This is a genomic window from Pseudosulfitobacter sp. DSM 107133 (assembly GCF_022788695.1).
GTDB lineage: Bacteria > Pseudomonadota > Alphaproteobacteria > Rhodobacterales > Rhodobacteraceae > Pseudosulfitobacter.
The window spans coordinates 877950-899334 of sequence record NZ_CP085154.1 but is presented as its reverse complement, the minus strand read 5'-3'; the positions used below and the strand labels follow the sequence as shown (position 1 = coordinate 899334).

20 protein-coding genes and 1 pseudogene are annotated in these 21385 nt (G+C 61.2%); 8 read left to right on the top strand and 13 right to left on the bottom strand.

The window, feature by feature from the left end:
* Positions 1-12 precede the first annotated feature (12 nt).
* From phnL to DSM107133_RS04420, 3 genes are read left to right on the top strand one after another with little or no spacing between them, the layout of a single operon-like run.
* A complete protein-coding gene (gene phnL, locus DSM107133_RS04430; protein ID WP_114293409.1) occupies positions 13-696 on the top strand; it encodes a phosphonate C-P lyase system protein PhnL in 684 nt (227 codons plus the stop codon).
* The gene (gene phnN / locus DSM107133_RS04425; protein ID WP_114293408.1) at positions 693-1247 is read left to right on the top strand and encodes a phosphonate metabolism protein/1,5-bisphosphokinase (PRPP-forming) PhnN; all 555 of its coding nucleotides are present in this window, start codon (positions 693-695) and stop codon (positions 1245-1247) included. The genes phnL and phnN overlap by 4 nt, the downstream gene beginning before the upstream one ends.
* Entirely contained in the window at positions 1244-2389 is a 1146-nt protein-coding gene (locus tag DSM107133_RS04420) for an alpha-D-ribose 1-methylphosphonate 5-triphosphate diphosphatase (protein ID WP_114293407.1), read from the top strand. The genes phnN and DSM107133_RS04420 overlap by 4 nt, the downstream gene beginning before the upstream one ends.
* Before the next feature lie 132 nt (positions 2390-2521).
* On the opposite strand, the gene DSM107133_RS04415 is transcribed toward DSM107133_RS04420, so the two are convergent.
* The 5 genes from DSM107133_RS04415 to DSM107133_RS04395 all read right to left on the bottom strand — a co-directional run bounded on the left by DSM107133_RS04415 (position 2522) and on the right by DSM107133_RS04395 (position 8331).
* Positions 2522-3466: an IS110 family transposase gene (locus DSM107133_RS04415; protein ID WP_114291353.1), complete on the bottom strand. Its 945-nt coding sequence runs from the start codon at positions 3464-3466 to the stop codon at positions 2522-2524.
* A 443-nt stretch (positions 3467-3909) separates the two neighbouring features.
* Positions 3910-4827, bottom strand: coding sequence for a spore coat U domain-containing protein (locus DSM107133_RS04410; RefSeq protein ID WP_205387819.1), 918 nt, complete (start codon positions 4825-4827; stop codon positions 3910-3912).
* A gap of 8 nt (positions 4828-4835) precedes the next feature.
* The gene (locus DSM107133_RS04405) at positions 4836-7271 is read right to left on the bottom strand and encodes a fimbria/pilus outer membrane usher protein (protein ID WP_114293575.1); all 2436 of its coding nucleotides are present in this window, start codon (positions 7269-7271) and stop codon (positions 4836-4838) included.
* A 74-nt stretch (positions 7272-7345) separates the two neighbouring features.
* Positions 7346-7798 (bottom strand): fimbria/pilus periplasmic chaperone, encoded by a 453-nt coding sequence (locus DSM107133_RS04400; RefSeq protein ID WP_114293574.1) that lies wholly within the window; start codon positions 7796-7798, stop codon positions 7346-7348.
* Between the two features lie 14 nt (positions 7799-7812).
* Positions 7813-8331 carry a spore coat U domain-containing protein gene (locus tag DSM107133_RS04395; protein ID WP_162792033.1) on the bottom strand — a complete coding sequence of 173 codons (519 nt, stop codon included), beginning with the start codon at positions 8329-8331 and terminating at the stop codon, positions 7813-7815.
* Positions 8332-8805: 474 nt separating this feature from the next.
* Between DSM107133_RS04395 and DSM107133_RS04390 the strand changes: the two genes are divergently transcribed.
* Positions 8806-9183 (top strand): VOC family protein, encoded by a 378-nt coding sequence (locus DSM107133_RS04390; protein WP_114293572.1) that lies wholly within the window; start codon positions 8806-8808, stop codon positions 9181-9183.
* Between the two features lie 26 nt (positions 9184-9209).
* Here the strand turns inward: DSM107133_RS04390 and DSM107133_RS04385 are convergent, their stop codons facing one another.
* The 8 genes and pseudogenes from DSM107133_RS04385 to DSM107133_RS04350 all read right to left on the bottom strand — a co-directional run bounded on the left by DSM107133_RS04385 (position 9210) and on the right by DSM107133_RS04350 (position 17566).
* A complete protein-coding gene (locus DSM107133_RS04385) occupies positions 9210-10592 on the bottom strand; it encodes a HAMP domain-containing sensor histidine kinase (protein ID WP_114293571.1) in 1383 nt (460 codons plus the stop codon).
* Positions 10589-11245 (bottom strand): response regulator transcription factor, encoded by a 657-nt coding sequence (locus DSM107133_RS04380; RefSeq protein ID WP_114293588.1) that lies wholly within the window; start codon positions 11243-11245, stop codon positions 10589-10591. Before DSM107133_RS04380 ends, DSM107133_RS04385 begins: the two co-directional genes overlap by 4 nt.
* Positions 11226-11984 (bottom strand): phosphatidylcholine/phosphatidylserine synthase, encoded by a 759-nt coding sequence (locus DSM107133_RS04375; protein ID WP_114293570.1) that lies wholly within the window; start codon positions 11982-11984, stop codon positions 11226-11228. Before DSM107133_RS04375 ends, DSM107133_RS04380 begins: the two co-directional genes overlap by 20 nt.
* Positions 11981-12673, bottom strand: coding sequence for a phosphatidylserine decarboxylase (locus tag DSM107133_RS04370; RefSeq protein WP_114293569.1), 693 nt, complete (start codon positions 12671-12673; stop codon positions 11981-11983). Before DSM107133_RS04370 ends, DSM107133_RS04375 begins: the two co-directional genes overlap by 4 nt.
* Before the next feature lie 10 nt (positions 12674-12683).
* Positions 12684-13085 (bottom strand): diacylglycerol kinase, encoded by a 402-nt coding sequence (locus DSM107133_RS04365; protein ID WP_114293568.1) that lies wholly within the window; start codon positions 13083-13085, stop codon positions 12684-12686.
* Positions 13082-14746 carry a phosphoethanolamine--lipid A transferase gene (locus tag DSM107133_RS04360; RefSeq protein ID WP_114293567.1) on the bottom strand — a complete coding sequence of 555 codons (1665 nt, stop codon included), beginning with the start codon at positions 14744-14746 and terminating at the stop codon, positions 13082-13084. The genes DSM107133_RS04365 and DSM107133_RS04360 overlap by 4 nt, the downstream gene beginning before the upstream one ends.
* 253 nt (positions 14747-14999) lie before the next feature.
* Positions 15000-16508: pseudogene (locus DSM107133_RS04355) on the bottom strand (IS1182 family transposase).
* A 560-nt stretch (positions 16509-17068) separates the two neighbouring features.
* Entirely contained in the window at positions 17069-17566 is a 498-nt protein-coding gene (locus tag DSM107133_RS04350; protein WP_240310522.1) for a VOC family protein, read from the bottom strand.
* A 38-nt stretch (positions 17567-17604) separates the two neighbouring features.
* Between DSM107133_RS04350 and DSM107133_RS04345 the strand changes: the two genes are divergently transcribed.
* From DSM107133_RS04345 to DSM107133_RS04330, 4 genes are all read left to right on the top strand, one after another.
* On the top strand, positions 17605-18564 hold the full coding sequence (locus DSM107133_RS04345) for a response regulator (protein WP_162792032.1): 960 nt from the start codon (positions 17605-17607) through the stop codon (positions 18562-18564).
* 167 nt (positions 18565-18731) lie between these two features.
* The gene (locus DSM107133_RS04340) at positions 18732-19481 is read left to right on the top strand and encodes a UDP-2,3-diacylglucosamine diphosphatase (RefSeq protein ID WP_240310521.1); all 750 of its coding nucleotides are present in this window, start codon (positions 18732-18734) and stop codon (positions 19479-19481) included.
* A gap of 5 nt (positions 19482-19486) precedes the next feature.
* Positions 19487-20719 carry a DUF3419 family protein gene (locus DSM107133_RS04335; protein WP_114293564.1) on the top strand — a complete coding sequence of 411 codons (1233 nt, stop codon included), beginning with the start codon at positions 19487-19489 and terminating at the stop codon, positions 20717-20719.
* Positions 20716-21357: a class I SAM-dependent methyltransferase gene (locus tag DSM107133_RS04330; RefSeq protein ID WP_114293563.1), complete on the top strand. Its 642-nt coding sequence runs from the start codon at positions 20716-20718 to the stop codon at positions 21355-21357. Before DSM107133_RS04335 ends, DSM107133_RS04330 begins: the two co-directional genes overlap by 4 nt.
* The last annotated feature ends 28 nt before the right edge of the window (positions 21358-21385 follow it).

The window sequence follows — 21385 nt, the reverse complement described above, 5'->3', positions numbered from 1 at the left end:
TAGGTTAAGAAAATGATCCAAGTTGAAAACCTGTGCAAATCCTTCACCCTGCACAATCAGGGCGGCACGGTTATTCCGGTGATGGAGGGTGCTGCCTTTGATGTGGCGGCGGGCGAATGCGTGGGGCTGATCGGCGCGTCGGGCGCGGGGAAATCCACGCTGATGCGGATGCTTTATGGCAATTATCTGGCGGCCTCGGGGCATATCCGCATTGGTGGGGTGGACGTGGCCACGGCCCAGCCGCGCGAGATACTGGCGCTGCGGCGGGACACGCTGGGCTATGTCAGCCAGTTTCTGCGGGTGGTGCCGCGTGTGTCCACGCTGGACGTGGTGGCCGAGCCGCTGTTGCGCACCGGCCATGACCGCGCCATGGCCGAGGCGCGGGCGCGCAACCTGCTGGCGCGGCTGAACATTCCCGAACGGCTGTGGGGGCTGAGCCCGACCACGTTTTCAGGGGGCGAACAGCAGCGGGTGAACATCGCGCGCGGCTTTGCCTATGATTATCCGGCGTTGTTGCTGGATGAACCCACCGCCAGTCTGGACGCCACCAACCGCGAGGTTGTCCTGTCGCTGATCGAAGGCGCCAAGGCACGGGGGGCGGCGATTGTGGGGATTTTCCACGACGAGGCGGCGCGGGACCGGGTATGCGACCGGGTGATTGATGCGGCCGCCTTTACTCCGGGCATGGCGGCATGAGCGGGCGGATGATCGCCGTGGTCGGCCCGTCCGGTGTGGGCAAGGACACGGTGATGCAGGCGCTGGTCGATGCGGCACCGCAACTGTCGCTGGTGCGCCGTGTGATCACGCGCGAAGCGGATGCGGGCGGCGAGGATTTTGATGCGGTGAGCGTGCCGATGTTCATGGGCATGCAGGCGGCGGGCGAATTTGCGCTGAGCTGGCAGGCGCATGGGCTGCGCTATGGCATTCCGGCCACCGTGGACAAGGAGCTGAAGCAGGGCCGTGACCTGCTGGTGAACCTGTCGCGTTCCGTGCTGCCGGCGGCGCAGGCGCGGTTCGGGGCGATGCCGGTGCTGTTGCTGACCGCCAGCCCCGCCGTGCTGCGCGCCCGTCTGATGGCGCGGGGGCGCGAGGCGGGTGCCGAGATCGACGCACGGCTGGCACGGGCGGGCTTTGCCCTGCCCGGGGGCATCAACGCAATCCATATCGACAATTCGGGTCCGCTGGCAGACACCGTGCAGCGTGCGCTGGCGGCCCTTTACCCACAGAAAGACGTGACACTGACATGACCCAAGAGACCGTATTGACCAACGCCCGCGTGGTGCTGCCTGACGATGTGATCACCGGCACCGTGGTGCTGCGCGATGGCAGGATTGCCGATGTGGCCTCGGGCGGGACCGGCGTTGCGGCGGCGCAGGATTGCGCGGGGGATTTCGTGGCCCCCGGTCTGATCGAGCTGCACACCGACAATCTGGAACGCCATATGGTGCCGCGCCCCAAGGTCGACTGGCCCCACCGCGCCGCCATCCTGGCCCATGACCGCGAGCTGGCGGGCACCGGCATCACCACCGTCTTTGACGCCATCCGCGTGGGGTCGATCCTGTCGGGGGATCACAAACGCTATGGCAAATACGCGCGCCAGATGGCGGATGAGATTCTGGAGATGCGCAACCGGGGCGCGTTGAAGATCAGCCATCACATCCACCTGCGCGCCGAGATTTGTTCGGAGACGCTGGAGGAGGAGCTGGGCGAGTTCGGAACCGACGACAAGGTGGGGATCGTGTCGCTGATGGACCACACTCCGGGGCAGCGGCAGTTCCGCGACGTGTCGAAATTCGAGACCTATGTGCGTGGCAAGCACAACATGCAGGCCGAGGGTTTCGCCGAATATGTCGAATTCCTCTACGGGCTTCAGGCGCAGCTGGGCGCGAAACATGAGGCGGCGGCGGTTGCGGCGGCGGCGCGCTATGGTGCAACGCTGGCCAGCCATGACGACACCACGGCGGAACAGGTCGCGGCCAGCCATGCGCATGGGGTAGCGATTGCCGAATTCCCCACGACGGTCGAGGCCGCAGCGGCCTGCCGCGCGTCGGGCATTGCCAACATCATGGGCGCGCCCAATCTGGTGCGTGGCGGGTCGCATTCGGGCAACGTGGCCGCGCAGGAACTGGCGCAGGCCGGGCTGCTGGATATCCTGTCGTCGGATTATGTCCCTGCGGCGCTGTTGCAGGCGGCGGTGCAGCTGGCGGGTGTCTGGGACGACATGGCGCGCGCGATTGCGACCGTGACGGCCACGCCCGCGCGGTCCGTGGGTCTGGTCGACCGGGGCGAGATTGCGGTGGGCAAACGGGCCGACCTGATCCGCTTTGGCGTACTGGACGGCGCGCCGCTGGTACAGGCGGTGTGGTCGGAAGGGCGGCGGGTGGCCTGAGGCGGGCTGGAGAAGAGTGGACCTTGGTGGCCGTTGAAGGACTGTGCAGCGGCCCAAGGTATCTTTTGTGGCGAACGGCAGGTTCGAGCCCTTGCCGCATTCCACCCGCGCGGAATCAAGTATCCGTCTTGGTCAAGGGTGTTTTGGTGTCCATTCTCTGTTTTCGCTTATGAGAGTGTTTGCGAGGATCAGGAGTTTTCGCATGAGGACGGCGAGCGCGACCTTGTGGGGTTTTCCGGCGGCTCTGAGGGCATCGTATTTCTGGCTCAGATCGGGGTTTCGCTTCATGGCGACGAGGGCGGGCATGAACAGGCTCTCGCGCAGGAGCCTGCGCCCGCCCTGGATGTGGGCCTTTCCGCTCCACTGACCGGACTGACACGTGATCGGCGCGAGACCTGCGAGCGCCGCGATCTGCTTTGACCCCAGAGTGCCGATCTCGGGGCATTCGCTGAGCAGCGCCCGTGCGGTGATGGCACCGATCCCGGGGATCGAGGTGAGAATGCCGATTGCCCTGGCGCGTTCCGGGCAATCGCGGTTTCGCCGTTCGATTTCGGCGTTAAGCCTGTCGATCTGGTGGTTGACCTGACGCAGGCGTGCCCGGGTCAGGCGGCGGGTCACGTCGAGCTGTTGCGTGCCAAGGCGGTTCATCAGCGCGGTACGATCCCGCACCAGCCCGGTGCGGGCGACATGCAACTCCTTGATTTCACGCTGTTTGGGGTCGGTTGGCTGGTCCGGAACCAGCTCCAGCGCGCGCCCCATGAGCGCGAGCATGCGGGCATCGACCGCGTCGGTCTTAGCGCGTGTGCCGTGGGCCTGCGCGAAGCGGCGGGCCTGCAGCGGGTTCACCTTGACGAGCGGCAGGCGGCCTGAGAAATGGCTCTCGAGGCGTCGGTGGTAGGGGCCGGTGGGCTCGAAGACCACGCGCTCCGGCGTTGTCTGCCCCAACCAGCGCTCGAAGGCGCGCAGGCCTGTCGCGGTATTGTCGAACCGGGCGTGGGTTGCGGTGCTGAGCCGGTGCGCGTCAAGATGCGCTTTCGAGATGTCGATGCCGATGGTATCGTTGATCATCTTCGTCATGTCCTTTGCTTGTCGTGCAGAGCCTGTGAGCTGCTGCGTATCCGTTCAGGTCTCATGCGAAGACGACGGGCGATCTCACTTGATTACGGTCCTCGAAGACCTGGCCGCAGACGATCCACCCGTCGCCGGTGCCTGCGATCCAAAAGGTGGCTGGCACCGGCTCCACCTTCGCAGAAGAGCCACGGAAAGTCTGAGACAAGGCCGCAGGCCGCCGCGCATCGCCGGGCCGTCCGCCGGCACGGCGATTTGGCTTCTGTAGTGTCTGACAGATAGTTAGGATGTGCTTGGCTGCCATTAACTGCCAGTCACTGAGGTCGGATCGCCGCACCACGGCCCGACGATGCGCGGCTTCACACTCCATTTCAAACGGCAGCTTCGTCCGTTCAGCGGCCCTTGGTGCAGATCACCGCAAATGTCCGCAATCCAACCGCCGCGCCGCCCCCTCAGTAATTCACCGTCACCACCACATTGTCCGTATAGACCCCGACAAAGGCGTTCTGGCCTGCATGGATGCGCCCGTAAACGGTAAAGACATTGTCGGTGCCGGTGCCATATCCTGCTGCCGTTGTCCCCGAAGTCTCCCCCCACAACGCCGAGCGGGCGGCGTCGCGGTAGAGGCCGTAGGACAGGGTTTCGGTACCATTGCGCAGGATACGGTTGGCGGGGTCGTTGCTTTGGCCGCCGCCCAACGCCACGGAATAGTTGGTGTCGGACGTGCAGCGTACCGTGATCGACGCGGCGGCGTCCTTTGGTTGGGTCAGGCTGCTGGACACGATGCCGAAAGCCAGCGGGGACACCAACAGTTCGCAGCTTGGCACAACCTGGGCGCTGACGCTGAAAGGCGGCACCGTGGCCGTCTGCCCGGGCAGGTTGCAGGCCAGCACACCGTAAACCATCTCGATGTCGGCACTGCCTGAAAAGGTCGAGCTGTAATCACCGCTGCCCACCGATACGCTGCGGCTGATGATGTCGCCATAGATCGGCACCTGTGCGCTGCCCGCGCCCAGCACGATCGGGACCGGCACATAAAGCGTTTCGAGCACGCCAAAGCCGCTGCCATGCCCCAGCGGGCGCAATTGATAGGCCAGCGCCTCGTTCCCCGGACCGCGCATGTAGCGCGGGTTGTTGCCGCTGCCGGCCCCGCCCTGCCCTGCGCCAAAGCGCAGGCAGACGCCCAGCACATTCACCAATGCGCCCCGGCAATTCACCGTCAGCGTGCCCGAGGTGCGGTTCACCGCCCCGCTGCGCACCGAGATTGCACCGAAATTGATATTGCTGACCGAGGCGTCGCAGGTGGCTGCCTGTGCGGTGCGCGCGCCAAACAACGTCAGGGACAGCAGGGCTGCGGCCAGTATGGTCAACAGGCGATTCACTTGCAGGTCACCGGATCGATCATGTCCTGCATCGCCGCCGTGGCGCGGTAGTCAAAGCGCGCGGTGCAGCTTTGGCCCTGATAGCGGGCCTTGACGGTGTTGGAACGCTTCACGTCTTCCAGCCAGACCACGCCGTCATAGCCGACGATGAATTCCTCGTCGGACCCGTTCAGAAAGGCCGCCGCCCCCGTGGGCAGCACCGCGCCGCTGGCATCGCGCAGCACCGCCAGAACCGACGGCGTGTCGTTGCCATCAAAGCTGACCAGTTGCCCCGCGTTGCGCGCCGGTACGATGTCAACAGCTGTGACCCCCACGCTGGTGTCGGCAGGCAGATCGTTGACGTTGATCGACACCCGGCTGCGCTGGTGCGAGGCGGCGCCGGTGATCACCGCGATGCCGTTGCGGTTGGTGCGGGTGACGGGGCGGTTTTGCAGATAGACGGGCACATCCCCCACGCCCACATCGACAATGGCAAAGCCGTCGCTGACGGTGTTGCCGGCCGCAAAGCGTCCGCCGGTATAGACAAGCGACCCTTCGATATCGCCACGAATATAAGTGGTGCTGTCGGACAGTTTGATGTCGGCGCCGGCCTTGCCATAGCGGCCCCGGTAATCGCCCCGCGCGCCTGCAAGGAAGGTGCTGCCGCGATGTTCGAGTTGTCCGGCATAGCCGATGTCGCCCACGTCTTCGCCCAGCGGTTTGGCGATATAGACGCTGGCGGTCTGTGCGCCCGTCTGGTCGCGGCCCACGCCCGCGCGGGCATGGGTGCGGTTGCCCAGCGGCATTGACAGGTTCAGCGACAGTTGCTTGTCATCGGTGTCGAAATTTCGCGACCCCGAGAGGCTGAGTGCGCCGCGTCCGCGTTTCAGCCTGTGACCGACCGAAACCGATACGATCCGGTCGGTCGAGGTGGCACGTTCGGAATGAACATAGTTGATGCCCAGCTTGGAACCGGTGCGCGCCAGTGGCATCGACAGGCTGATGACATCCAGCGCCTTGGGCGTTTCCAGCAGCGGGCTGGCTCCGGCGGCAATCAGGTCGATCCCCGTCACCGAGGCCAGATCGGCAAAGCCGTCTTGCGACCGCAGGGTCGAGGCGTTCAGATCGACGCCTGCAACGGTGGTGCGCAGTGTGGCGTGGACAAATCCTGCGGTAACATCGTTGTACTGGCTGGCCCCTGCGGTCATCGACACTTCGCCCAGCGAGAAGGGCACGAAATTCGCCCCCATCCCCAGCAGGGTCAGCCCGTCGGTGGATTCAAAATGCCCTTCCAGCGTGATTTTGTCGGACAGCCCATAGCGCAGGCTGCCCGAGACGATCAGATCGTCGCCATAGCTGTTGCTGCGCGCGCCGAAGTCCTCGCGGGCATAGCCCACTTCCAATGCATAATCGGCCATGCCGGGTTTGATCAGGTTGCGCGCGGTAAAGAACGACACGCGGCGGCGTTTCTCGCGGCCCTGTTCGTCGCGCACGACGATGGTGGCATCGCCTGCGCCGGTGTGCAGCGGCAGGTCTTCGATGCGAAACGGGCCGCTGTCGACATTGGCGGAATAGGCGCGGTTGTTGTCGATGAACACATCAACGGTCGACGGCACAGCGGCGGCGCCCGAAAAGGTCAGCAGCTGATCCTTGACCAGATCGCTGCGCAGGCTGAAATCACGGCGGACCTGAAAGCCGCCCATGCGGATCGGGCGGCTCCATTGCAGGCCCGAGTTGGTCAGATCGCCAAAGGTATAGGTCAGCGCGCGTTTGGTGTCGGCCACTTCGAAACTGGTTTCGTGACGCACAAAGCTGGTGGGATTGGCGGCCCCATGGGAATATCGGTAAAGTCCGGTGCTGTTCAGCGTACCATAGGGCGAGAAAACGCGTGCATCCAGCGCCGCGCTGATGCTGTTCATGGTCAGCCCCGACAGCCCGTCCACGGCGCTGAGGTCGGTGGCGATGCTGTAGTTCAGAACGCCGCCAAAGCTGCGATCCGGTTCTTCGAACGTGGGGGCGTTGGCGGCCGAGATCACGCTGGGTTCAAGCGCCTGAAACGGCGCTTCGATAAAGATTTTCTGATCGGCAGCCTGATAGTTGAACGACAGCCCCGGAATATCGTCAAGGTAAACCGTCTTGCCCAACCCGGCAGTGGCCTTGATCCCGATCTGCGCCAGTTCACTGCGGGTGGAGGACAGGCGGTTTTCGCCCGGATGTGCGGTAAATTCGGCGACAAGACCCGTTTCATTGCCGTTCACGATGGCAAACAGGAACAGCGGCGTGTCCTGCCCCAGCTCGGAAAACCCGTCTGAAATGACCGCGCTGACATCGACGGATGCCGCCTGTGCCACTACGGCACCGGGCGTGTATCCGTCGATGGTGGGCGCGGTCGCGAGCGCAGGCCCGCAGATCCCGCCCATCATCAGCGCGAGTATAAGGCGTTTTTGCGCCATGACATAGGGTTCCCGTTTGCCTGTGCGGCCTTACCGGCTCTGCGTGATTGGGAGGTCTTGTCGGTGTCGGGGATTCAGCTAAAGCACAAGGGCACCGAATGGCGCACCTGAAGCTTAACCGCCTGACCGCTTTGCTCTTTTCCGGGCAGGCGGTCGACCAGAACGCGGTAGCATTCGCGCCCGCGCACGGCGCGTTTCTTGGTGCGCACCACGCGCACGGTCAGTTCCTGACGCGGGTTCAGACGCGCCGCTGGCGGGCTGATGACCACATCGCGGGTGGCTTGCAGCTTGCCGGGGTCTTGCCCCTCTTTCCACTTCATCACCCGCAGTTGCAGAACCGAGGCCTCTTTGCCGTCGGCCTTGAGCGTCAGGGTGGTCTGGTTCGATGCGGGCACTTCCATGCGTGTCGGAGAGACCGACAGGCTTTCGGCCAGTGCGACGGGGGCGGCGATGGGGCTGAGCGACAGCAGGGCCGCGCCAAAGCCGACTGAGCGCAGGGTGTTTGATTTGATGCTCGAAAGTTTCATGTCCCGTCCTCCTCTTAGTATGTCAGCGTGACAAGGATGGTGTCGGAATACAGACCGGCGTTGTAGCTGCCTGCGGGGATCTGGCCATAGACGGGAATAACCAGCGGCACGGCTGCGGTCACGTCGCCCGAATAGACGTTTTCGGCAGCACCGACAGCGCTGGAATGGCCTGCATCGGAATAGACCGAGTAGGGCAGAAAGTTGCCATCCGTGCTGATCATCCGGCGGGTGCCGCCGCTGGCGTTTTCACCCGCCCCCAACGAGACCGAGATATCGCTGCGCGAGGAAGTGCAGATCACGGCAAGCGAACCGGGTGTCACCTGCGAAGTGGCCGCGCCGGTGTCGATGCTGGCAAAAGACAGCGCGGTGGCTGCGTTCAATGTGCAGGTGTCAAGAACGACAGCCGAAACGCTGAGATTGGAGGTGACGGGATCAGCCGCAAAGGCCGGCGCCGCGGCTGCCAGAAGCACGCCGATCAGCGCGCCGGATTTCAAAGTGGTGGTGTACATATTAACCTCGTTTAACTTGTTCAAGCCCGCCCCTTTCGCAGTGGAAAGGCACGGGCAACTGTTGACGTTTTCGCTGAAGTTTGAGGCAGAACTTTGCCGCCGAGAGGGAAATTACCCGAAGGTTGATCGCACAAATACCCATAAAAACAAGGGGGTTGAACAAATCCCGGCAGCACACCCCTAAGTTGCGAAGATGGTGAAAACTTCCGTAAATTGAGGCAAATTTGCGCATTGTTTCGAAATGCGCTTTGGAAATTCTGCGGTGCACACCGACAGAATAAGGCGGAATTGGTACATTCGGTGCGGATTTTGCCCCATGGTCAGGTTCTGACTCAGGTGTCAGGCGAAACCGGCCTATGTGTCAGATCGCTGCCCGGGTTGCGGTGCCATGAGTCGCTGACGCTTGATTGCGAGCCAAGAGAGCGGCAAAATGCAACCCGCGCGTTCTACCTGAAAAGACCTGACTCAAAGGAATCCCAATCAACAAGGAGCGACGCCATGAAACTTGGCGCTTTTTCAATCAGCCTTCCGGTTAAGGACATCAATGTCTCGATCGCATTCTATGCGAAACTTGGCTTTGTGCCCAAGATGCCGGTGGAGGACGGTGCAAAGTGGGCGATACTGGTCAATCCTGACGACCACATCATCGGTTTGTTCGAGGGAATGTTCGATCAACCTATGCTGACGTTTAATCCCGGATGGAACCAGGAAGCGGGGCCGGTTGATCCGTTTGAAGACGTGCGCACCCTACACGCCCAGATCACAGCGGACGGCGTTGAGGCCATGCAGGAAACTCTCGGTGGCGAGACGGGCCCTGGCAGCTTTGTGGTGATTGACCCGGACGGCAACCCGATCCTGATTGATCAGCACAGGTAGGTTTTATCCAGGGTCTGGACCTTTATTCAGTTTGCGCGTGCTGGGTCCGCCCCCCCCCGGTCTTGCGGCAGCGTCACCCGAGCTGCAAACCCGCGTGTGCTGTCGGGGCGCGGTGAAAAGATTTCAAGTCGGCAGCCCGACTGGCTGCACAGGTCCTGAACAATCGACAGGCCCAGACCATAGCCGTCAGACAGGGTTGCACGGCGGATAAACCGCTGTTTGATCGCATCCAGGTCGGCTGCGGCCAGCGGATCGCAGTCGTTCGACACCACCACGCGGCCCGGTTCGCTGGCGTCGATCACGGTGGGTTCAGGCCCCGAGGCATATTTCAGCGCGTTGTCGAACAGGTTGTTCAGGATGATGCCCAAAGCGTCGGGATCAATGCGGCTGGACCACTGTCCGGTGGGATGTTTCAGCACCAGCGCACCGGCGTCCGCGCGGCGGCCCTGCACTTCGTTCATCAACAGGGAAATCACCGGATTGATGTCTGCCGCAACGGCGTTCAGGCCCAGCCCCGACTGCGCCCGCGACATTTGCAACAGGCGTTCGATCAGGCGCACCAGCCGTTTCAGTCCGGCTTCGATCTCGGCGGCGCTGCTTGCCTGCGTCGGATCACTCAGTTGCGCGCGCAGCCGTTGGGCGTGGGCCAGCGAAATGGCAACCGGCGTGCGCAATTCATGGGCGGCATTGGTGGCAAAGGCCCGTTCCGCCGCCAACACCACATCCAGCCGCGACATCAGCGTATCAAGCGTGTCAATCGCGGGGGTGATTTCGACAAAGGCGTTTTTGCGATCAATCGGAGACAGGTTGTATTCGTTCTTTTGCGCAATGTTGTCACTGAGCTTGGCAATCATCGCGACCGACCGGCGTACCGCCCAGAAGGATGCGGCGGCAAACATCAGACCCAGCAGACCAAAGCCGACAACCACGCCGACCACCACGTCGGTGATGGCCTCGTTGCGTTCGATCATCGGTTCGGCCACGATCACGGTGCCTGCCCGTGGGCTGTCCGAGCCGAGCACCATATAGCGGTTGCCCTGCACCGTGCTTATCCCGTCGGCAAGATCGGGGGGCAACGCCCTGTCGCCCACAGAGGCGGATTGCACACGAATGATGCCCGCACTGTCGAGATACCAGAACAACGTGCGTTCGTCCGGTTGGAGCAGATCATTTTCAAAGGCCAGCAGATTGGCCACGCCGCGTTCGACTGCGCCGGTGCCCTTTTCTGTGGTTTCGATAAACTCAAGCAGCAGATGCGCCTTGCCGACAAGGCTGGCATCGAGCAGTTCGTCGTATTCGTCCTTGAACACATGGTAGACGATGAACACGCTGATCACCATCACCACAAACCCCGGCAAGAGCAGCGAGGAGAACAGCGATTGCAGCAGGCTTTTGCGACGGCTTCTCATGGTGTCAGAGCGTAGCCCATGCCGCGGTGCGTGACGATCAGGTCTTTGCCCAGCTTGGCGCGCAGGCGGCTGATATGCGCTTCGAGCGCGTTGCTTTCGACCTCGTCGCCATAGGCATATATCGCCGCTTCGAGGCTGTCTTTGGGAACGATCTGCGGCTTGCGGCGCAGCAACACCTCGAACACGCCCCATTCCTTGGCCGTCAGGCGCACGGGCTGGCCGTCGCGCATGACGCTGTGGTCGGACAGGTTGATCACAAGGTCGCGGATCAACACCGTTTGCGCGATCTGGTCGGCGCTGCGGCGGCACACGGTGTGAATGCGGGCTTTGACCTCGTCCAGATCAAAGGGCTTGATGACATAGTCATCGGCCCCCCTGTTCAACCCGTCAATGCGGTCTGACACCTTGTCGCGCGCGGTCAGGATGATGATCGGGGTGCGCAGCGCCCTGCCCCGCAGTTTGCTGAGAAACAGCAGCCCGTCGCCATCGGGCAGTTGCAGGTCCAGCAGGACCACGTCGTAGTCCAGCGTGCGCAGGGCTGCGTCGGCCTCGTCCAGCGTGCCGAACCATTCGACAATATTCTGGTCGGCCTCCAGATGCTCTTTAAGCGGTCGCGCCAGCGCCGCTTCGTCTTCAATCAGCAGAATGCGCATGATCCGGCTTTTTCTTTTCCTGCTTCAGATAGGAATAGGGCAAGGACGCCAGATAGAGACAGTTGGCGACAATCAACGTGGGCCACGGGTACACCATCAGGCACACCAAAAGCGCCACCGCTCCAACCAAAGCGAACGACAGGTGCGCGCGTTTGATGCTGGCGTGTTTGATCGAGATCGTGGGGATCGTGCTGATCGCCAGAAAACCGACGCCGATGATATAGGCCGCGCGCAGGAACGGGAAATCGCTGTCGGGCCAGCCGTAGAGGTGGATAAACACCGGCATCAGCGCCAGACAGGCCAGCGCGGGGGCCGGCACACCGACGAAATGGTCGTCTTTTTTCAGGGCGACATCGGTGCTTTTGACCGACAGGTTGAACCGCGCCAGCCGCAGCGCGCAGCAGACCGCCAGAACCAGACAGGCCAGAAAACCCAGATTGGCATCGGGCGTCCCAATATACAGGGTGTTGTACAGCAGCAGGCCCGGCACGATCCCGAAGTTGAAGAAATCCGCCAGCGTGTCCAGTTCGGCCCCGAACGGGCTGGCGGTGTCCAGAAACCGCGCCAGTTTGCCGTCGGCGGCGTCCAGAAACACCGCGATCAGGATGAAATACAGTGCCATTTCGATGCGCCCGTCCAGACTCATGCGGATCGAGGTCATGCCCGCGCAGATGGCAAAGACGGTGACCATGCTGGGCACGATATGGCGCAGTTTCAGTCGGGGGGCGGGTTCGGTCATTCGGCGATACCACCACGCTGGCGTGTGGGGTCGGCCAGATCGGCCAGAATGGTTTCACCGGCCACGGCTGTCTGCCCGACGCTGACCAATGGCGACACGCCCGCGGGCAGGTAGACATCCAGACGGCTGCCAAAACGGATCAGGCCAAAGCGGTGACCGGCCTCAAGGCTGTCGCCCTCTTTCACGAAACAGACGATGCGGCGCGCCACAAGGCCCGCGATCTGCACCACGCCGATGCGGGTGCCGTCGGGCGCTTCGATGGTCAGGCTGTTGCGTTCGTTGTGAATGCTGGCCTTGTCCAGCGAGGCATTCAGGAATTTGCCGTGATGGTAGATGATATGCAGCACCTTGCCCGCGATGGGCGCGCGGTTCACATGACAGTTGAAGACGTTCATGAACACCGACACCCGCGTCAGTGGCTCGGTGCCAAGGCCAAGGCCCTCTTCGGGGACGACATCCTGAATCAGCGACACGATGCCGTCGGCGGGCGACACCACAAGGCCGGGCTGTTGCGGGATCACCCGCACCGGATCGCGGAAGAAGTAATAGCACCAGACGGTCACGCCCGCGCCGATCCAGAACAGGGGGGCCCATAGCAATCCAAGGACCACGGCAATCGCGGCAAAGATGGCCACGAATTTGCGGCCCTCTTTGTGCATGGGAACCGCGACAATCTTAAGCATATTCATCGGTAAACTTTCAGGTCAGAGCATAGGAACGTAAAACCACCGCGCCCAGAAAAACACCATTGGCAAACAGCAGACACATCGTCGCAAGGGACCCAAGGTCTTTTGCATCGCGTGCGAACTCCTCCCATTGGGGGGCCAGATGGTCGACAATACATTCGATTGCCGTGTTCAACGCCTCGACCGCAACGAGGCAGGAAAACAGAATTAACAAGACGCAGTAGTCAACAAGATTTGCGCCCACGACGTACAGCAGCACACCGCAGACGGGCAGAGCCGTCACGATATGCCGAAACGCGGTTTCCTGCCACAGTCTTCGTATGCCCCCGACAGAATAGCCTGCGGCAGCGAACAGATGCGCCACACCGGTGACGCGCGCGGGTTTGGGGCGGGGTGATGTTGTGTCGTTGTTCATTTGGCGGCCAGGGTTTGTGTGGTTTTGCAGGACGCAAAGATATCCAGTTCGGGATTGCGCTCGGTGGTTTCGATGTCAAGCATGCCCAGCAGCGAGTGGAACAGGTTGTCGTGCGACATGCGCTGGTCTTTTTTGTCGGCCACGCAGCTTTCATCAATGGCAAAGCGGGTTTTGAAGTTGTCCGACATCCACAGGATCATCGGTATGTGGGTTTGATAGTCGGGGGCCATGAAATAGGGCGATCCGTGCAGGTACAGCCCGTGTTCACCCAGCGATTCACCGTGGTCGGACATATAGATCAGCGATGTGTCCAGCCGGTCCTGTGCTGCCAGCATGTCGATGGTCTGCGCCAACAGGTGGTCGGTATAGGCAATGGTGTTGTCATAGGCGTTGATGATTTCCTGAGGTGCGCATTTTTTGAACTCGGCGGTGCGGCAGGCCGGTGTGAAACGTTCGAATTCAGCTGGATAGCGCTGGTAGTAGGTTGGCCCGTGGCTGCCCATCTGGTGCAAGACCAGCACCGTGTCCTGAGTGATTGAGGCGATGTAGTCTTTCAGCGGATCCATGAAAATTCCGTCCATACATTCGCCCGAGGCGCAGAATTCGGGGTTTTTCAGGTCGGTAAAGATGCGCGTATCGAAACGCTCGGCCACGCCTTTGTCGCCTGTGTTGTTGTCCCACCAATCCACATGCAGCCCCGCGTGGCCCAGCACGTCCAGCACGTTTTCGTTGGATACACCCTTTTCAAAGGAATAGCTGTCGTGGGTGAATTTCGAGAACATGCAGGGCAGTGACACTGCGGTGGCGGTGCCGCAGGAATGGGCGTCACTGAAGTTGACGATAGGCAGCTTTTCCAGCTCGGGGTTGGTGTCGACGTCATAGCCGTTCAGGCTGAAGTTGGCGGCGCGCGCGGTTTCACCGGCCACCACGATGGTCAGCATCGGCTTGTGCGGCCTGTCATAGGTCGGCCCCTTCTTGGCATCTGCGCCGGTGCTGGCCACCACCACATTGGCCGAATGCGACATCATTCTGGCATAGCGGATCGCCCCCACCAGCGGCGCGCCAGGCTGATAGCTGCTCATGAAATCCTTACGTTCGCGCAGTATCGAGGCGTAGGATTTGAAGTCGCCCATCAGAAAACCGGCGGTCAGGGCAAAGCTGAGTACGCAGGTGACCACGGGCATCATCGCGGCCCTGATCCGCCCCTGCGGTTTGATGCGCACCCAAAGCAGCACAAGTGCGGGCAGGATGCCGAAGATCACAATATGGATGACATAGCCCGACGTGATCAGATGACGCGATTCCGCAAATGTGGTGACCATGATGTTCTGGATCATGTCTCGGTCGATGATCACACCCAGCGTATCAACGTAATAAGAGGTCATCGCAGACAGGATCACGATGAAGATCAGGAAGGGTTTTACTGTCCACGGAAAGGCAAACAGGCTGAAGGCACCCAGCGTCAGAAAGAAAACAGCCGCCATGTAGCCCGCATATGACAACGGGTGCCCCGCGAACACGTCGCTGGCAATGGTCCAGAAGCTGCCGTTGTCGGCGCAAAGGACAAAGGCGATTGTCAGCGCGGTCAGCACGACCGGCGTAACGCTGAACCGTTCGCGCAGTGCAGCGGAACGGTGTTTGAGAGATTGAATTGGGGTCATTATAGGGAATCCGCACAGTTGTTTGTGGGCTCATGACCACCACAAGCTTACGCGAAGCTTACGGTCGGGGATTTTACTGCGACTGTCAGACGTCAGACGAAATTGACCTTCACGTCGGCAACTGCCCTAAATTGGAACGCCGGGCCTTCGCGCATGGTGCAGCGAAGGTCGGCTTCGAGCCGATTTTGTGGAAAAACACCCGTTCGCGACCGCAGCAGATAGCGATCTGAAGAATGCGCAAGCGCCTTTCTGATCAGGCTTTTCGTGTTTGCTGCGGTGCAGGAAGGATCTTGGCTAGTTTGCGGAGATTTTGGGCGGTGGCGGCGAGCAGGAATTCGTCATTTGCGCCGCACGGCCCGCGTAATCGTAGTCGTCCCAGCCCGAGAATGCGTTTGAGGTGGGCGAAGAGCATTTCGACCTTCTTTCTGAGCTTCATCGCGATCTGGTATTCTTCGGTCTTGGCCAGATCCCTGGCGACCTGACGCGCATCTTCGTGCTCTTCGCGGGTGATCTTGCGCGCATCAGCGTTGGGGCAGCATTTTTGCTTGGACGGGCAGACCTGGCAGACTTCTTTCAAGGCGCGATAGCGGGCTGTGCCCTTGCCCGTCGGTCCCCGGTTCGGATCAGAGTAATTCCGGCGGAACTGCTTGAGCGCGTGACCTTCGGGGCAGATGTATTGATCATTCTCGGCGTCCCATTCGAACTCTGCGCGTGTCCAGGTGCCGTCGGGGCGTCCGGCCTTATCCCCTCTCGGCAGATTGCTGCGCAATCGCCTGCCGGGCAATGGATCACCGGGATGTAAGGATCGATCTTGCGATCTACGAGCCAGCCAAGCATTGGGCCTGAGCCATAGGCTGTGTCCACTGCCCGGCAGTGCATTGCGCAGCAATGTCACGAGAGGGGGCGATCATCCAGTCAGGGACCAGACCGAACTTGTCTTTCACCCGTGTCAGCATGGTCTTCGTCGATCCAACCTCGGCTTGCCGGATCGAACGGGTGCCTTCGACGTCCAAAATGACACCGTGATCCGTGTCGATGAGATAATTGTCGGAATAGCTAAAGAATGCAGGGCCTTTGCGGGCTGCTGTCCACTGACTAGCAGGATCGGAATGCGAGGTGAACTTGGGTTGAACATCGCTCGCCGCGCCGAAGGCTGCCTTGTCGAGCGTGTCGAGATACTCTCGGACTGCGCGGGGTGCATCTACGGCATCGATGGACGACGCATCCCATTCTTCCTTCGGTGTTGAGTTTTGCTTGTTCGCATCCGCTTCACCTCTCGGGACATCGCTGCGCAATGCCCTGCCGGTCAGTGGATCAGGCTGGCGTCCACTGCCATGCGCTGCCCGCTGGCAAGTCCTTCTTCGATGCAACGTGCAACTGTCTTCTCGAACAGATGGCGCAGCAGCTCGCTCTCGCGGAAACGGCCATGGCGGTTCTTTGAGAAGGTCGAATGGTCTGGAATGCGATCGTTCAGATCGAGACGGCAGAACCAGCGATAAGCCAGGTTCAAATGCACTTCCTCACAGAGCCGTCGTTCCGACCGGATGCCAAAGCAATATCCGACCAGCAACATGCGGATCAGTAGCTCAGGATCGACGGAAGGGCGGCCCGTGTGGCTGTAGAAATCCGCCAGATGGGCGCGAATGCCGCTCAGGTCAACGAAACGATCAATGGATCGCAGCAGGTGATCTTGTGGGACATGATCTTCCAGCGAAAACTCGTAAAACAGTGCCGCTTGCGCTTCTTGCCTCGGTCCCAACATCGCCAAATCCCCCCACAATACGGGAATTGAATCAGTAGTTCAGGCCGCAATCAAGGAAGAGTTTTTCAACAAAATAAGCCCCAAAGTGACTTAACCACACAGGGCGGCGCCTGACCGCGGGTGGGCATCACCACATGGGTGGATGCCACTTAATTTCTATGCTTTGGTGTGGGGATGAAGAAACGCGCTGCGGTGAGAAAGCGCCCGCCCATGGGGCGGTCGGGCGCTGCCCGGCGGTGCTACGCACCTTGATTCCGGGCTTTGGTGGATAGGGTTGGCGTTTGAGCGCGTTGCGACGGGTGGCTCATCGAGCCTTGACTTCAGGCTTTGGTGAATTGCCACAAAGTCCCGCACTGCCGACCTTGCCCCAAGCTGTTCCGAAGGACCGCTTTAGGTCAGAAATGCTTGGCATTTGGGCCAATCTTACGTGACGCGGCCCCTTGATTGGATACAGAAAATCAGCGGTATCGAGTCAAAGGTTCGCGACGTTCGACAGCGACGCGCGCTTCAGGGCAGTGACATGTTCAAAGCCGACGGAGCAGGCTGGTCTCAAACCCGTTCTACTGCTTGGCAAAGGCGCGGCTTGAAATGGAAACCGAATTTTGCGCCGGATCTTTTGCGTTCGCAAAGCTGTATCCGTCGGCCTGATGGATGGCCCCGAATTGCAAACCCTTTTCGCTGGCCTGACGGCAAAAGGCGGCGACATCCTGGACATCGAAAACCAGTTTCACAAGCGTTTGCCCTTCCTTGCGCCCCTTTGGCAGGGGATGCAAAAGTATATGCGCGCCAGTGCCTTGCGCGACCAGTTCAACGATCCTGTCGCCCTCAAGCTGGCGCCGCTCGAACCCGAAATACCTGCAATAAAAGGCCGCCACCTCATCGAGTTTCCTGGTGTAAATGATGATGCGTCCTAGTTGTGCAGACATGCGGACCTTCGCCTTTGCTGATTGCGTCACCCTAGCGCAGGGGTGCGGCGTCTCCAATGGCGACCCTCGGAAAACACTGGACTTTTCACCGCAGGCTGGAAAAATTGCACCATCCGTTGAAAATACACGCACCGTGTTTGCAACAGATGCAGCAATACTTCGGGGCCGCCATGAAAATTCTTGCCGTCGATGACAATCTTCTGACCCTTGATCTGCTGGGCACATTGGCGGCGCAACTGGGCTTTCGTGACCTGAACACCGCATCCTCGGGACACGAAGCGTTTCAGATATTGCGCAGTGAGGGCGAGATCTATGACTGCCTTCTGTTCGACATCAGCATGGCGGGCATGGACGGGATCGAGCTGTGCAGCCTGGTGCGCGCCCTGCCGGCCTATCAGATGACACCGATCATCATGCTGACCTCGATGGTTGAAAAGGACTATGTCGACCGCGCGTTCAAGGCGGGTGCGACGGATTATGCCACCAAACCGTTCCACATCGCGGAACTGGGCGCGCGATTGCGCATGGCGCAGGAACTGATTGCTGCGCGCCGCAGCAAGGCATTGGCCAGAACGGCCGCCGCCAAACCGGTTTCCAGCCACAGTTTCGGGCTGGCCGACGACATTGCAATCGACGGCTTTGCGGGGCTGATCCGCTACACCGCGTTGGGCAACTACCTGCTGCAACTGTCCAAGGCCAGACTGGCCGGCACGCAAGTGCTGGCGGTGAAGATCGACCAGATCGAGACCATCTATGCGCAGGCCACATCGGCGGAATTTGTCTATGCCATCAGCGAGGTCGCCGACGCGCTGTGTGGCAGGCTTTGCGCGGTCCAGCCGATGATGGCCTATGCGGGCAACGGCGTGTTCCTGATCGTGCTGAGCGGGACCGTCAACGTGTCCCCTGACGTGTTGGAGCTGGACGTGCAGAACTTGCTGGACGAGCGGAACAGCGAACATGATAACGGTACGCCGCTGGATCTGGATGTCTCCTTTGGCAACCCGATCGTGCCCCATATCAACAGCACCCTGCCCGCCTGGAGCATCTTTGACCGCGCCATAGCCCGCGCCGAAAGCCGGTCAGCGCAAAAGCAGAACCAAAGCCCGAAAACGCTGTTGCAGGTTCTCTGAGACCGCAGCGTCAGGCCCTGCTGCCATAAATTTTGCAACTGTCACATTTGTGAAGTCTGACCGCGCTATGACGCGTCCAACAGACACCAGATGTGGACGGTTCAGTGCGACACCGGACGATATTCATTTCCGACGTTCACCTTGGAACGCCCGGCTGTCAGGCAGAAATGCTGCTGGATTTCCTTTCGAAGAATCAGGCCGATACGATCTATCTGATCGGAGATATCATCGACGCATGGCGGCTGCGGCGCGGCTGGTTCTGGCCGCAAAGCCACAATGACGTGGTGCAGGAACTGCTGGCGCGCGCCCATGACGGGGCCAAGATATACTATGTTCCGGGCAACCACGACGAGGTGCTGCGCGGCTATCTGGGCACCCATTTCGGCGGTGTCGAAGTGGTGAAATCTGCCCCGCATGTCACCGCCGACGGGCGGCGGTTGCTGGTCACCCATGGCGACCAGTTCGACAGCATCGTGGTCAATGCCAAATGGCTGGCCCATCTGGGGGACCGTGCCTATGAATTCGCACTGTGGCTGAACACCTGGCTGAACCGCATCAAACGGCTGTGGGGCGGGCAATACTGGTCGCTGTCGAAATGGGCCAAGCATCAGGTCAAACAGGCGGTCAGCTTTATCAGCGAATACGAACATGTGCTGGCCGACGAGGCGCGCCGTCACGGCTTTGACGGGGTGGTGTGCGGGCACATTCACAGTGCCTGCATCCGCAAGATCGACGGGCTGGACTACGTCAACACCGGCGACTGGGTCGAAAGCTGCACCGCCGTTGTCGAGGATATGAACGGCAGGCTGAAACTGATCGACTGGACCGCGGTTATGCGCACCCGCGACGCCCGCGCGCGCAAGCTGAAACAGGCGCGCCGTTCTGAAATTCCGACCAAAGACAAAGAGGTGGCATAAGCCCCATGACCCACACGCCCGACATTGCCAAACAACTGGGTGCCGCCGTGCACCAGAATCATGCAACCAACTCCACAGGGCTGTTAGAGCGGGTGTTCTCGCGGCTGTTTCGCGGGCTGGTCTATCCGCAGATCTGGGAAGATCCGGTAGTGGACATGGCCGCACTTGCGCTTGAGCCGGGACAGGATGTGTTTTGCATCGCATCGGGCGGGTGCAATGCGATGTCTTACCTGACCGCTGCGCCGGGATCGGTGACCGCGGTGGACCTGTCACCGGCCCATGTGGCGCTGGGGCGGCTGAAGGTGGCAGCGGCACAGCATCTGACGCAGGCCGAGTTCTTTGCCTTTTTCGCACGCGGCGACAGTGCCGCGAATGTGGCGCTGTATGATCGCAAACTTGCGCCGCATCTGGACCGCGACACCCGCGCCTTTTGGGAGGGGCGGACCCTGGCCCGCCGCCGGATCACCATATTTGCCAAAGGTGTGCATAAATACGGGCTGTTGGGGCGGTTTCTGGGGCTGGTACACGGCGTGTCGTGGTTGGCCCGTCTGGACTATGCGCCACTGCTGGCGGCAAAAACCATGGCAGAGCAAAAGCAGTTTTTCGACACCCGCATCGCACCGCTGCTTGAGTCGCGCCCGGTGCGCTGGATGGCGCGTCGCCGCGCGTCGCTGTTTGGTCTGGGCATTCCGCCCGCGCAATATGACAAGCTGGCCGCAGACGGGGACGGCGACGTTCTGGTGGTGCTGAAAGAGCGCGTGCGCAAGCTGGCCTGCGATTTTCCGATCCGTGACAATTATTTCGCGTGGCAGGCCTTTGGCCGCGGCTATGAGCCCGGCACGCCGCAATCCCTGCCCCCCTATCTGGAGCCCGCGCAATTCGAGACCGTGTCCAGGGGTGCTGCCAATGTGGCCTTTCTGAACCGTTCGATGACCGATCTTCTGGGCGAACGCGATGCCGCCTCGCTGGACGCTTTTGTGCTGCTGGATGCGCAGGACTGGATGAGCAATGTGCAGCTGAACGCGTTGTGGCAACAGATCACCCGCACCGCCCGTCCCGGCGCGCGGGTGATCTTTCGCACCGGTGGTGCCAGTGACATCCTGCCCGGACGGGTCGCCCCCGAAGTGCTGGGTCTGTGGCGCTACGACCGCGACACCTCGGCCCGCTGCTTTGCGCAGGACCGTTCCGCGATTTACGGCGGGTTTCATCTGTATCGTCTGGAAGGTGTACAGCCATGAGCGGCACGGTGTCCCATGCGGAACTGATGGACAGCACCTATCGCTATCAGCGGCTGATCTATGACGTGACGCGGCGCTATTACCTGTTGGGCCGCGACCGGCTGGTGCGCGATCTGGCACCGCCGCCAGGGGGGCGGGTGCTGGAAATCGGCTGTGGCACGGGGCGCAATCTGGCGCGTATTGCGGCGCAATATCCCGAATGCGCGCTGTTCGGTCTGGATATCTCGCAGGAGATGCTGCGTTCGGCCAGATCCAAGCTGGGCGCGCACGCGACGCTGGTGCGGGCGGATGCCTGTGATTTCGACGGCACCGCATTGTTCGGCGCGGGCGGCTTTGACCGTGTGGTGCTGTCCTATAGCCTGTCGATGATCCCCGACTGGCACCGCGCCCTGCACATGGCCGCTGCACAACTGGCGCCCGGCGGGGAACTGCATGTGCTGGATTTCGGAGACCAAAGCCACCTGCCCCGCGGGTTCAGACATCTGTTGCAGGCGTGGCTGGCGCGATTTCATGTGACCCCACGGGTTGATCTGCACGCGCACATGCAGGCTGTGGCCGCAAAGCAGGGTCAGAAGCTGCGGTTTCAGTCGCTTTATCGCGACTATGCCCGCTATGGGGTTTTGAGCCGTCCGCTGTGAAGATCAGAGGGCTTTGGCCATTGTGTCC

What these genes read in the sequence shown, in the direction of transcription:
- DSM107133_RS04345 (WP_162792032.1), top strand. Translation starts at nt 17,605, where the DNA reads ATGAAAATTCTTGCCGTCGATGACAATCTTCTGACCCTTGATCTGCTG.
- DSM107133_RS04380 (WP_114293588.1), bottom strand. Translation starts at nt 11,245, where the DNA reads ATGCGCATTCTGCTGATTGAAGACGAAGCGGCGCTGGCGCGACCGCTT.
- DSM107133_RS04330 (WP_114293563.1), top strand. Translation starts at nt 20,716, where the DNA reads ATGAGCGGCACGGTGTCCCATGCGGAACTGATGGACAGCACCTATCGC.
- DSM107133_RS04415 (WP_114291353.1), bottom strand. Translation starts at nt 3,466, where the DNA reads ATGACGAAGATGATCAACGATACCATCGGCATCGACATCTCGAAAGCG.
- DSM107133_RS04335 (WP_114293564.1), top strand. Translation starts at nt 19,487, where the DNA reads ATGACCCACACGCCCGACATTGCCAAACAACTGGGTGCCGCCGTGCAC.
- DSM107133_RS04375 (WP_114293570.1), bottom strand. Translation starts at nt 11,984, where the DNA reads ATGACCGAACCCGCCCCCCGACTGAAACTGCGCCATATCGTGCCCAGC.
- DSM107133_RS04400 (WP_114293574.1), bottom strand. Translation starts at nt 7,798, where the DNA reads ATGAAACTTTCGAGCATCAAATCAAACACCCTGCGCTCAGTCGGCTTT.
- phnL (WP_114293409.1), top strand. Translation starts at nt 13, where the DNA reads ATGATCCAAGTTGAAAACCTGTGCAAATCCTTCACCCTGCACAATCAG.
- DSM107133_RS04405 (WP_114293575.1), bottom strand. Translation starts at nt 7,271, where the DNA reads ATGGCGCAAAAACGCCTTATACTCGCGCTGATGATGGGCGGGATCTGC.
- DSM107133_RS04420 (WP_114293407.1), top strand. Translation starts at nt 1,244, where the DNA reads ATGACCCAAGAGACCGTATTGACCAACGCCCGCGTGGTGCTGCCTGAC.
- DSM107133_RS04385 (WP_114293571.1), bottom strand. Translation starts at nt 10,592, where the DNA reads ATGAGAAGCCGTCGCAAAAGCCTGCTGCAATCGCTGTTCTCCTCGCTG.
- DSM107133_RS04370 (WP_114293569.1), bottom strand. Translation starts at nt 12,673, where the DNA reads ATGAATATGCTTAAGATTGTCGCGGTTCCCATGCACAAAGAGGGCCGC.
- DSM107133_RS04360 (WP_114293567.1), bottom strand. Translation starts at nt 14,746, where the DNA reads ATGACCCCAATTCAATCTCTCAAACACCGTTCCGCTGCACTGCGCGAA.
- DSM107133_RS04390 (WP_114293572.1), top strand. Translation starts at nt 8,806, where the DNA reads ATGAAACTTGGCGCTTTTTCAATCAGCCTTCCGGTTAAGGACATCAAT.
- DSM107133_RS04340 (WP_240310521.1), top strand. Translation starts at nt 18,732, where the DNA reads ATGCTGCTGGATTTCCTTTCGAAGAATCAGGCCGATACGATCTATCTG.
- DSM107133_RS04365 (WP_114293568.1), bottom strand. Translation starts at nt 13,085, where the DNA reads ATGAACAACGACACAACATCACCCCGCCCCAAACCCGCGCGCGTCACC.
- phnN (WP_114293408.1), top strand. Translation starts at nt 693, where the DNA reads ATGAGCGGGCGGATGATCGCCGTGGTCGGCCCGTCCGGTGTGGGCAAG.